This is a genomic window from Actinomyces bovis (assembly GCF_900444995.1).
GTDB lineage: Bacteria > Actinomycetota > Actinomycetes > Actinomycetales > Actinomycetaceae > Actinomyces > Actinomyces bovis.
Map to the genome: position 1 here is coordinate 100,932 of NZ_UAPQ01000008.1, position 11,100 is coordinate 112,031.

Annotated in this window: 10 protein-coding genes; 9 read left to right on the forward strand and 1 reads right to left on the reverse strand. The window is 64.6% G+C overall.

The features are described 5' to 3' along the window. Positions 1-1,083 carry an alpha/beta hydrolase fold domain-containing protein gene (locus DR039_RS07450; protein WP_229116877.1) on the forward strand — a complete coding sequence of 361 codons (1,083 nt, stop codon included), beginning with the start codon at positions 1-3 and terminating at the stop codon, positions 1,081-1,083. A 35-nt stretch (positions 1,084-1,118) separates the two neighbouring features. Here DR039_RS07450 and DR039_RS07455 read toward each other — a convergent pair whose 3' ends face one another. Next, entirely contained in the window at positions 1,119-1,853 is a 735-nt protein-coding gene (locus DR039_RS07455) for a FadR/GntR family transcriptional regulator (RefSeq protein WP_229116878.1), read from the reverse strand. Between the two features lie 160 nt (positions 1,854-2,013). Between DR039_RS07455 and DR039_RS07460 the strand changes: the two genes are divergently transcribed. From DR039_RS07460 to DR039_RS07495, 8 genes are all read left to right on the forward strand, one after another. Then, positions 2,014-3,618: an ABC transporter substrate-binding protein gene (locus DR039_RS07460; protein WP_111836767.1), complete on the forward strand. Its 1,605-nt coding sequence runs from the start codon at positions 2,014-2,016 to the stop codon at positions 3,616-3,618. 223 nt (positions 3,619-3,841) lie between these two features. Beyond that, positions 3,842-4,807 carry an ABC transporter permease gene (locus DR039_RS07465; protein ID WP_111836768.1) on the forward strand — a complete coding sequence of 322 codons (966 nt, stop codon included), beginning with the start codon at positions 3,842-3,844 and terminating at the stop codon, positions 4,805-4,807. Next, positions 4,807-6,969 (forward strand): dipeptide/oligopeptide/nickel ABC transporter permease/ATP-binding protein, encoded by a 2,163-nt coding sequence (locus DR039_RS07470; RefSeq protein ID WP_111836769.1) that lies wholly within the window; start codon positions 4,807-4,809, stop codon positions 6,967-6,969. Before DR039_RS07465 ends, DR039_RS07470 begins: the two co-directional genes overlap by 1 nt. Next, the gene (locus DR039_RS07475) at positions 6,969-7,793 is read left to right on the forward strand and encodes an ATP-binding cassette domain-containing protein (protein WP_111836770.1); all 825 of its coding nucleotides are present in this window, start codon (positions 6,969-6,971) and stop codon (positions 7,791-7,793) included. The genes DR039_RS07470 and DR039_RS07475 overlap by 1 nt, the downstream gene beginning before the upstream one ends. A 48-nt stretch (positions 7,794-7,841) precedes the next feature. Next, positions 7,842-8,759, forward strand: a complete 918-nt coding sequence (locus tag DR039_RS07480; protein ID WP_111836771.1) for a dihydrodipicolinate synthase family protein — start codon at positions 7,842-7,844, stop codon at positions 8,757-8,759. A gap of 23 nt (positions 8,760-8,782) precedes the next feature. Beyond that, positions 8,783-9,784, forward strand: coding sequence for an ROK family protein (locus DR039_RS07485; RefSeq protein WP_229116879.1), 1,002 nt, complete (start codon positions 8,783-8,785; stop codon positions 9,782-9,784). Between the two features lie 88 nt (positions 9,785-9,872). After that, positions 9,873-10,571: an N-acetylmannosamine-6-phosphate 2-epimerase gene (locus DR039_RS07490; RefSeq protein WP_111836773.1), complete on the forward strand. Its 699-nt coding sequence runs from the start codon at positions 9,873-9,875 to the stop codon at positions 10,569-10,571. A 165-nt stretch (positions 10,572-10,736) separates the two neighbouring features. Continuing rightward, positions 10,737-11,024, forward strand: coding sequence for an HU family DNA-binding protein (locus tag DR039_RS07495; protein WP_111836774.1), 288 nt, complete (start codon positions 10,737-10,739; stop codon positions 11,022-11,024). Positions 11,025-11,100: the final 76 nt, after the last annotated feature.

An 11,100-nucleotide genomic window follows, 5' to 3' on the forward strand; every position in this document is an offset into this window, starting at 1 on the left:
GTGACTTCCCCTTTGCCTCGTCCTCCCTATGACCCTGCCACCCAGCTGGTGCTGGAACAGTTGGATGCAGTTGGCGCTCTGCTGCCCCTGACAAGCTCCACCTTCTCGACTCTGCGTAGCCCCGCGCCAGAGGTACGTGAACGGCTGATGGCCAGGTGTCCAGAGGCGCAGCTAGAGGAGCACGCCGTCAGGCGTCCCGACGGCAGTGAAATGGTGCTGACAGTAGGGCACCCAACCTCCAAGGACTTGACCGCGGAGCTGGAAGGGTGCGGGCCTCTGTTCCTGTCATTGCACAGCGGCGGTCGGATCCTCGGCTGTCGCTACAACGACTTGGCTGCACCTCTAGCTTGGGCCGAGCGTTTCGGTGGAGTGGTGGTGAGCCCCGAGTACCGGCTGGCCCCAGAACACCCGGCGCCTGCGGCCAGTGATGACTGCCTGCTTGCCTTGCGGTGGGCGGTACAGCACGCCGAGGATCTCGGTGCGGACCCGGGCCGCGTCATAGTGGCGGGAGCGAGCGCGGGAGGTGGACTGGGGGCGAGTCTGGCCCTGGCTAGCCGGGACCAATCCGGGCCAAAGCTGCTGGGATGCCTGCTTGACTACCCGATGTTGGACGACCGCACTGGCCTACCCGGAGCCGATGGCGTACCAGCACCAAGCTCTGCCAGGCAGTACCCACATGACGGGCTGTGGCCCGCGAACTGGAACAACTGGGCCTGGGAGCAGGTCCTACCCGGTAGGCGCGGCGGCGAGGATGTCGGAATCTACGACGTCGCCGGGAGAGCCGCAGATATTCCTGGCGCTTTAGCCGACCTGCCGCCCCTCTTCCTCACCGTGGCAAGCGCGGAGACCTTCCGGGATGAGGTAGTGGCCTTCGCCTCGGCGCTTTGGCGCGACGGCGGGGACTGTGAACTACACGTTTGGCCCGGAGGCACCCACGCCATGGAGCAGGTCAACACCACCTGGCTTCGGGAGGGCTTGGAGCATGCGCGCCTGTCCTGGCTTGAGCGCCTGCTCGAGCCACAGGACCCACAACTCAACCTTGAGCGGGTGCGCGCCGCAGGCACCTTCGCAGCCCTGAGCTAGGCAGCGGCACCCGGGGTCCCAGGGGGGCCAGTCGATCAGCCCTGTGCCAGCACCTGCTTCAAGGGGAGGTAGTGCTCGTGCACTGCCGCGCGGTAAGCGTCCAGGTCTCCGGCGCGGGCGGCGGCCAGCATCTGGGCGTGGGCTAGCGCCGTGCGGTTGATGTTCTCTGGAGTAGAGGCTCCCAGCAGGGGAACGGTCAGAGTGTGCACTGACCAGAAGGCATCAGTTAGGTTGCGGAACAGGTGGTTCTCCAAGGGGGCCAGCAGCATGGAGTGGAAGGTCCGATCCTGCTCCGTGAACAAGCTTCCAGTGGCTGCCAGGCTAGTCATCTCTGCGACCACCTGGTCTAGGACTGGTTCCTCGCGCCCTTTCCAAGCTGCCACCACCTCCGGGGCTAGCGCGTGGTCCAGTAATTCGCGCACCTGGACCACATCTCGCAGGGCTTGGAAGTCATCTCCGGGGTTGAGGCGCCCGCGGAACACCAAGGACTCGACCATGGGGCGCATAGAAACCTGCCCCACGAACATGCCGTGTCCATGCCGCACATCCACGATGTCCAGAGCCACGAGCGTGCGCACCGCCTCCCGCACGGAGGAGCGGGATACGCCGAGTTTGGTGCAAAGCTGTGACTCTGTGGGTAGGGGATCGCCTGGGCCCAGGTTCTCCTTGATGATGTAGTCCTTGATGGCGGCCATGGCCGTGGAGGACTGCGTGGTGGGGAGGGTGGTCAGGCCAGTTAGGGCCTCGGTGGTGACTGGGATGGACGTCATTGTCCGTCTCCTTCGTGAACGGTTGGCGTAAAGTGTGTTGCGGCTCGCATCTGAACTCGATCAGAACCTGCATCACATTTGTTGCACGCGGGCTTGGATGTGCTGCTACAGTCATCCTACCAACGTCAGACATAAGACGTCCGACTTCAGGAGAGAATCAATGGCGATCACGAATCTCGCGGGTACCCGCCGCGACTTCTTCAAGCTCTCGGGCACTATCGGTCTTGCTGCCGGTCTTGCCGCGACCCTTGGTGCTTGTGGTGGAGGTGACTCCAAGAAGAAGGCTACCAACGGGGGAGCTGTAGCGGCCACCGACGGTTCTATCACCGCTGGCATCTCCTACGAGCTCGGCACCAACGGTTATGACCCGATGACCACCTCTGCCGCGCTCACGGTTGCTGCCAACTGGCACACCATGGAAGGCCTCACCGAGCTGCACCCTGCCACCCGCGACTGCTACGCCGCCCTCGGCAAGGAAAAGCCTCAGAAGATTGACGACACCACCTACGAGGTCACCCTGCGTGACAACGCTAAGTTCTCTGACGGCACCCCCGTCACCATCGAGGACGTTGTCTTCTCCTTCGAGCGCGTGGTGGACCCGGCCAACAAGTCCCTGTACGCCCAGTTCATCGCCTTCCTAGACAAGGTCGAGAAGAAGGACGACAAGACCCTCACCATCAAGACTAAGTTCCCCTACTCCCTGGTGGCCGAGCGCATCAGCGTCGTCAAGATCGTCCCCAAGGCCAAGGTTGAGGCTGACGCTAAGGCCTTCGACCTCATGCCCATCGGCACCGGCCCCTACAAGATGACCGACAATGGCGCAGGCTCTCAGAAGGTCGTCTTCGAGCGCAACGACAACTACAACGGCCCTCAGCCCGCCAAGGTCAAGACCATGACCTGGCAGGTCCTGCCGGATGACACCACCCGCACCAACGCGATGACTTCTGGCACCGTCCAGGCCATCGACGCCGTGCCGGTGGCCAACCTGACCACCATGGCTAAGGACCCGGTAAAGGTTGCGGCTGAGCCCGGCTTCTCGCTGCTCTTCGCGATGTTCAACAGCTCGACCTTCTCCAACCCGAAGGCTCGTCAGGCCGTCATGTACGCCCTGGACTACAAGAAGATCTGCGAGACCGGCATGGGTACCCTGGCGCTTCCCGCCAAGTCCTTCGTGCACGAAAAGCACCCGGCCTACAAGGAGGCCAAGGTCGTTTACAGCCAGGACGTTGAGAAGGCCAAGTCTCTCATCGCCGAGGCTGGCATCACCGAGATCAACCTGCTGTGCTCCAACCACGGCTGGTTCGGTCAGGTCCGCCCGATCATCAAGGAAAACCTGGCGGCTCTTGGCGTGACCGTCAACTACGAGGAGAAGAAGTCTGCTGACGTCTACTCCTTCATCGACAGCAACCAGGGCAAGTGGGACGTCGTCATTGCTCCCGGTGACCCCTCGGTCTTCGGAAACGACGCCGACCTGCTCATGCGCTGGTGGTACGCCGGTGACACCTGGACCGACACTCGCATGCACTGGAAGGGCTCCGAGTCTCACACCAAGGTGCAGGACATGCTGGCGGAGGCCATCAAGCTTGAGGGTGACGCCCAGATCGCCAAGTGGCAGGAGATCTTCGACCTGCTCTCCGAGGAGGTCCCGCTCTACCCGATCTTCCACCGCAAGACGCCGACCGCCTACAACTCCCAGACGCTCGATGGCTTCAAGCCGATCGCGCTGACGGGTCTGTCCTTCGTGGGCGTAGGCTCCAAGGCCTGATTTAAGCGCTGATGCCGGGCGCCGCAGCAGGACTGCTGTGGTGCCCGGCATCTTCGTTTGGGCTCTCGGGCCTTTCTCAACTTCCGGCTGACGCGATTAGCTGCCAAAAGGACTTGCGATCCGACGTCAGACGTCAGACAATTAACTGGACAGCAAAGCAGCCGTCCACTCCGCTCGCTACCGTTCCCAGGTGGCGCGGGCACAGAAGCAAAGGAGCATCCCAGTGTCCAACCTCCTCCGCCTGATTGGTCGGCGCATCATTGCGCTGCCTTTCATGGTGCTGGGCGTGACACTGCTCGTCTTCGTCGTCATGTCCTTCTCTCCGGCTGACCCGGCGCGCCTAGCGCTCGGTGAAGCCGCGTCGGCAGACGCCCTCGAGCAGTACCGCATCGCCCATCACTTAAATGACCCCCTGCTCAAGCGATTCTGGGACTACCTGACCGGTATGGTCCAAGGTGACCTGGGCACGTCCTTCACCGGCGTGGACATCAGCGAGCACGTGTCTAAGGCCTTCCCGATCACCCTGCAGCTGACCTTCATCGGCATTTTCCTGGCGGTCATCTTCGCTCTGATCCTCGGTGTGATCGCGGCCCTCTACCGCGACAAGTGGCCGGACCAGGTCATTCGCGTCATCTCCATTCTCTGCCTAGCGACCCCGTCCTTCTGGCTGGCCCTGCTGCTGATCCAGTGGTTCGCGGATGTTCCCGGTGGCGCCGGATTGTTCCCATCCGTAGTCACCGAGTGGGTTAGCTTCGGCGATGACCCCGCGGGCTATATCCGCCAGGTGACACTGCCGGCCTTCGCCGTCGCTGTCCCCAACACCGGAACTCTCACCCGCGTGGTGCGTACCGCCATGGTTGAGGAGCTCGACCGCGACTACGTCCGTACAGCGATCGGTGGCGGTATCCCCAAGCGCACCGTGGTGGCACGCAACGTCCTACGCAACGCGCTGATCACCCCCCTGACGGTCCTGGGCCTGCGCCTCGGTTACGCCATGGGTGGTGCGGTGGTCATCGAGATCATCTTCAACATCCGGGGTATGGGTCAGCTCATCTTTGATGGCATCACCCGTAACGACGTCAACATCGTCCAAGGCGTGTCCATCACCGTGGCCGCCGCGTTCATCATCATCAACATCGCGGTCGACCTGCTCTACGTGATGGTCAACCCGCGAATCAGGAGCATCTGATGCTGCACCGTCGCACACTAGAGAAGGCCTCCGCGCCAGGCTTGCGCTTCCAGGGCTGGAAAGCCCTACCCCTGGGCTCCAAGATCGCCGTCATCATCCTGGGCATCATCACCCTGATGGCCATCTTCGCTCCGCTGATCGCCCCCTACGACCCGGCCACCACCGGCACCGGCTCAGGTACCCCGATCGTCACCCAAGTCGAAGGTGTAGGCGAAATCGTCACCAACGACCCGGCCGAGGCCCCGTCCTTCAGCCACCTCTTTGGCACCGACGCCACCGGCCGAGACAACTTCTCTCGCGCCGTCTACGGCGGACGCGTCTCCCTGGTGGTCGGCCTGAGCGCCACCGCCCTGGCCCTGGCTGCTGCCGCAGTCCTCGGCTCCATCGCCGCCACCAGCCGCAAGTGGATCGCTGAGAGCCTCATGCGCGTGCTCGACGTCGTAATGTCCTTCCCCGGCATTGCCCTCGCAGCCGTGCTGGTGCTCGCCATGTCCGCCACCAAGCTGCCAATCGTCGCGGTGATCATCATTGCCACCGCCATCGTCTACACCCCACAGCTGACCCGCGTGGTCCGCGCCAATGTCCTGTCCCAGTTCGGTGAGGACTACGTCGCGGCCTCCAAGGTCATGGGTGCTCGCGTTCCGTGGATCCTGTCCAAGCACGTGGTGCGCAACTGCATCGCCCCGATCATGGTTTACGCAACGGTCCTAGTGGCTGACGCCATCGTCTTCGAGGCCTCGCTTTCCTTCATCGGGACCGGTATCCAGGCCGTCAACACCCCCACCTGGGGCAATATGCTCTCTGAGGGCAAGGCCCTGCTGCTGAGCGGGCACTGGTGGCCGACCTTCTTCCCCGGCCTGATGATCCTGGTGACCACCCTCTGCCTGAACATCCTCTCCGAGGGTCTGACCGACGCCATGGCCTCGCCGCGCATCCGCAAGAAGGTTGACGTCCAGGCTGACGAGGAAGCCCTCGAGACCCAGGCCGCCTGGCAGGACGCCGAGGGCGCCGTCGCCGCCAACGCCAAGCTGCCCGCTGGCGCCGTGGACAAGGACCCTGAGGGCTCCGTCTCCGGCCTCACCGGTGTTGCCGCCGTCGCTGCTGCAGAGGACGTGCCGCTCTCCGAGCGCCTAGCCCAGCTGCGCGTGGCCGAGCGGGCCCGTGGTGACCGCCTCGTTTACCAGAACGAAGACGCCACCCCGGTGCTCGAGGTCAAGAACCTCTCCATCGCCTTCCCCGCCCAGCACGGAGAGGTCAACATCGTTGACAACGTCTCCTTCTCGGTCCGCCCCGGCGAGACCATGGGCCTGGTGGGTGAGTCCGGCTGCGGTAAGTCCATCTCCTCGATGGCCGTCATGGGCCTGCTGCCCCCAACCGCACGCATTCAGGGCGAGATCCTGTTCAAGGGCCAGAACATTCTCAAGCTCACCCCCGAGCAGCACAACCAGCTGCGCGGGCACGAGATGAGCATGATCTACCAGGACGCCCTGTCCTCCCTGAACCCCTCCATGCTGATCTCCGCTCAGATGAAGCAGCTCACCAGCCGCGGCGGAACCCGCTCCGCGAAGGATCTGCTCGAACTCGTGGGTCTGGACCCGGTCCGCACCCTCAAGAGCTACCCGCACGAGCTCTCCGGTGGTCAGCGGCAGCGTGTGCTGATCGCCATGGCGCTCACCCGCGACCCCAGCCTGGTCATGGCCGACGAGCCCACCACCGCCCTGGACGTCACCGTCCAGAAACAGGTTGTGGACCTGCTCAACGACCTGCGTGAAAAGCTCGGCTTCGCCATGGTCTTCGTCTCCCACGACTTGGCACTGGTGGCCAAGCTGGCCCACCGCATCACCGTCATGTACGCCGGCCAGGTGGTCGAGCAGGCCAAGACCTCTGAGCTGCTCACCAACCCGGTCCACGAGTACACCCGCGGCCTGCTCGGTGCGGTCCTGTCCATCGAGGCTGGCTCCAACCGCCTCCACCAGGTCCGCGGCACCGTCCCCAGCCCCTCGGAGTTCGTCAAGGGCGACCGCTTTGCGCCTCGCTCTTCCTACCCGACGGTCGGCCTGGAGACGCGTCCGGTCCTCAAGCCCGTGCCTCAGGGCGCGCAGGACCACGTCTACGCCATCACGCCCGAGCTTGAGGCGGTACTCGCGAAGGAGACCCACTGATGAGCGACGCAAAGAACAGCGGCTGGAACCCGGAGACCGACCCGGTCATCGAGCTCAAGCACGCACACGTAATCCACAAGTCCCGCACCGGCAAGCTCTTCCGCCCCGACACCGTTCACGCCGTTAACGACGTGTCCCTCACTGTCAAACGCGGCGAGACCGTCGGCCTTGTGGGGGAGTCCGGTTGCGGCAAGTCCACCACCGCCCGAGTGATGGTCGGCCTGCAGGAACTCACCAAGGGAGAAGTCTTCTTCAAGGGCCGCAAGCTGGGGAACACCGCAGCTGACCGCCGTGAACTAGGCCGGGCAGTGTCCGTGGTCTTCCAGGACCCAGCCACCGCCTTGAACCCCCGCATGATCGTCCACGACACGCTGATCGACCCGCTCAACGTGCATGGCATTGGCAGCCCCGCCGAGCGTGAAGCCAAGGTCAAGGACTTGCTCCACCTCGTTGGCCTGCCGCCCTCGGCCCTGGATGTACTGCCACGGCAGATCTCCGGTGGTCAGCGTCAGCGTGTGGCGATTGCCCGCGCCTTGGCGCTGGACCCGGACATCATCGTCGCTGACGAGCCGACCTCCGCGCTAGACGTCTCGGTGCGGGCACAGGTGCTGAACCTGCTGCAGGACCTTAAGGCGAGCCTGGGCCTAGGCCTAGTCTTCATCAGCCACGACATCAACACCGTGCGCTACGTCTCCGACCGCATCGCGGTTATGTACTTCGGCGAGATCCTGGAGATGAACACCACCAAGGAGATCTTCGAAAACCCGCAGCAGGACTACACCCGGACCCTCCTGTCCGCCGTGCCCTCACTGCTCGACCGCTGAGCGCGGCCCACAGAAGATCCCCACAAGCACACCAGAAAGAAGAACACCATGGACACCCGTTTCACCGGCGTCATCCCTCCGGTCATCACGCCCTTCAAGGACGGTGAGATCGACTTTGACAGCATGGGGCGTCTGATCGACTTCCTCATCGAGGGAGGCGTCAACGGCCTGTTTGTCGGTGGCTCCTCCGGCGAGGTCGCCTACCTCACCGACTCCCAGCGTGACGAGTCCGTCAAGTTCACCGTTGAGCGCACTGCGGGCCGCGTGCCCGTGCTCGCCGGTGCCATTGACACCACTGCTCACCGAGTCATCGAGCAGGCCAAGCGCGCCGAGGCCCTGGGAGCCGACGCCGTCGTGGCCGCCTGCCCCTTCTACGCGATCAACGACATGAACGAGATCGCGGACCACTTCCGCGCCATCGCCGGCGCTATCAACGTGCCACTGTTCGCCTACGACGTCCCCGTCCGCCTTAACGGCAAGAAGCTGACCCGCGACATGCTGGTCCAGCTCGGCACCGAGGGCGTCCTGGCCGGCGTCAAGGACTCCTCTGGCGACGACGTCGGCTTCCGCCGCCTGGTGGCCGCCAATGAGAAGGCCGGGCACCCGCTCGCCCTGCTTACCGGCCACGAATGCGTGGTTGACGGCATGCTGCTGCTCGGTGGCGACGGCGTCGTCCCCGGCTACGGCAACGTCGAGCCCAAGCCTTACGCCGACATGTGGGCTGCCTCCCAGAAGGGCGACTGGGCGGAAGTCCGCCGCCTGCAGGACAAGATCTGCGCCGGCTTCGAGATCGTGTTTGTGCCCCAGGGCCGCTCCGGCGACGCCACCGGCATCGGCGCATTCAAGACCGTCATGGAGGCGCAGGGCACCATCGCCAGCAACGAGATGGCCTTCCCAGTCAAGGCCCTCGAGGGTGAGGTCAAGGCCGGCATCCTCGCGATTGCCCGCGAGCAGGGCCTCATCTGAGACCTGGACGGAAACCTACAGTGGTGACTGAAACGGTCAACGCCAGCACCGCTCTTGTCGGGGTCGACCTCGGCGGCACCAAGATCGCTGCCGCTCTGGTCGACCCCGACGGGGCTCTGCTAGGCCCTGTCTCCTCCTGCCCGACTCCCGCCCACGACGGCCCCGAGGCAATGCTTGACGCCATCGCCAAACTGATCATCAAGGTGGTCCAGGCCGGAACCGACGACGCGCCCGGAACTGCAGTAAACCCTGTGGCTATTGGCATCGGCGCCGCCGGAGTAATCGACCCCACTACCGGCAGCGTCATATCTGCCACAGACGCCATCACCGACTGGCCTGGAACCCAGATTTCCGCAGGAGTCTGCCAGCGCCTCGCGGACGCAGGCATCAGCGGCGGCAAGCAACTCCATGTGCACGTCGACAATGACGTCAATGCCTACGCCGCAGGCGAGGCCTGGCTCGGCGCCGGAGCTGGCGCCGACAGCGCCCTCGTTGTGGCTGTGGGCACCGGCGTAGGCGGTGCCATCGTGTTGGGTGGGCGGGTGTACCACGGGGCGCACTGCCTGGCCGGCGAGATGGGGCATATGCCTTCCCACCTCGCCGCAGATGAGACCTGCACCTGTGGGCGTCTCGGGCATTTAGAAGCCGTGGGCGCCGGACCGCAGATCGCCCGCCGCTACCGCGAGGCCACTGGCAGCACAGAGGTGACCACCGCCCTGGTCGTGGAGCGCCTCGCTGGCGCAGGCGATGCCACTGCACAGCGCATCTATCAAGAAGCCGCGGTGGCTCTCGGGCAGGCGATCGCGGCGGTCATCACCGTGCTTGACCCCCACAAGGTCATCATCTCCGGCGGTCTCGCCCGCTCCGGGGAACTGTGGTGGGGGCCCCTGCGCGAGACCGTACGCGCCGAACTCGTGGACCTTGTGGCCAAGGACCTTGAGCTGGTGCCAGCGGTGCTGGGCACCAACGCCCCAATCATCGGCGCCTCCCATGAGGCCTGGCTCACCCTGCCAAAGCAGGCCTGAGCACCCGGCGGGCCGGTCCACTGGATCGGCCCGCCGTCCCACAAACAACCCCCACCATCCCGGCAAAGCCGGGGGAGAGAAGCATCCAATGACTGACAAGCAGGCCATCCTCGACCAGTTGCGCGGCGGCCTCATCGCCTCCGCCCAGGCCTACCCCGGCGAGCCCATGCGTGACCCACGCACCATGGACCAGATTGCGCAGGCCTGCGTTATCGGCGGCGCCGTCGGCATCCGCGCCCAAGGGCTGGCTGACCTGGCCCTTATCAACCAGCATGTGGAGGTGCCGGTCATTGGCCTGTGGAAGGACGGGCACGACGGCGTCTTCATCACCCCCACGCTCACCCACGCCATCGCCGTGGCCGCCACCGGCAGTCAGATCGTGGCTCTGGACGGCACGCGCCGCCCCCGCCCGGACGGCCTGACTCTGGCCCAGACTGTGGAGGGCCTGCGCCAGGCCCGTCCCGAGATCATCATCATGGCCGACTGTGGCAGCGCCGACGACGCCCGTGCAGCGCAGGACGCTGGCGTGGATCTCCTGGGCACCACCCTGGCCGGCTACACCGGTGAGCGGCCTAAGACCGACGGCCCTGACCTGGAATTGGTCGACGAGATCAAAACCTTCGCGCAGCTGCCTCTGGTGGTTGAAGGACGCATCCACACTCCAGCTCATGCCACCCAGGCCATGGAGCGCGGAGCATTCGCGGTGGTCGTTGGCACTGCCATCACCCACCCGACCTCCATCACTAAGTGGTTCGTGGACGCTGTGCAGGCCGGAAACCAGAACTGACAGCGAAACGCTTGTGACTGCTGTGGCAGGTGTGGCTAGCGTGAACTATTTTGTTGGCAACACGCCCAAAAATCCGTGTTGCTGCCTGGAAAACCTGGCGGCTTGCGCATAACGTAGCCGCAGCGGCTCCGAACATTCGGGCCGACCAACAACCGAGAGGTAACCATGTCCGTCAACCGCACCGAGCTGATTGCCGCCATCGCCGACAAGGCTGGCCTCAACAAGACCCAGGCTGACGCCTTCCTGAGCGCCTTTCAGGAAGTCCTGGTCTCCAGCGTCAAGAAGGGTGAGGCCGTCAAGATCACGGGCCTCATGGGTGTTGAGCGCGTCAAGCGCGCCGCTCGCACTGGCCGTAACCCCCGCACCGGCGAGGAGATCAAGATTCCCGCTGGCTACGGCGTCAAGCTGACCGTCGGCTCCGCCCTCAAGAAGGCCGTCTCCGGCGGCAAGTGAGCCGGCGGCCTGAGAGCCACAAACTCACATAGAGACGCAAGGTGCGCCACCCGCTATAGGTGGCGCACCTTGCGTC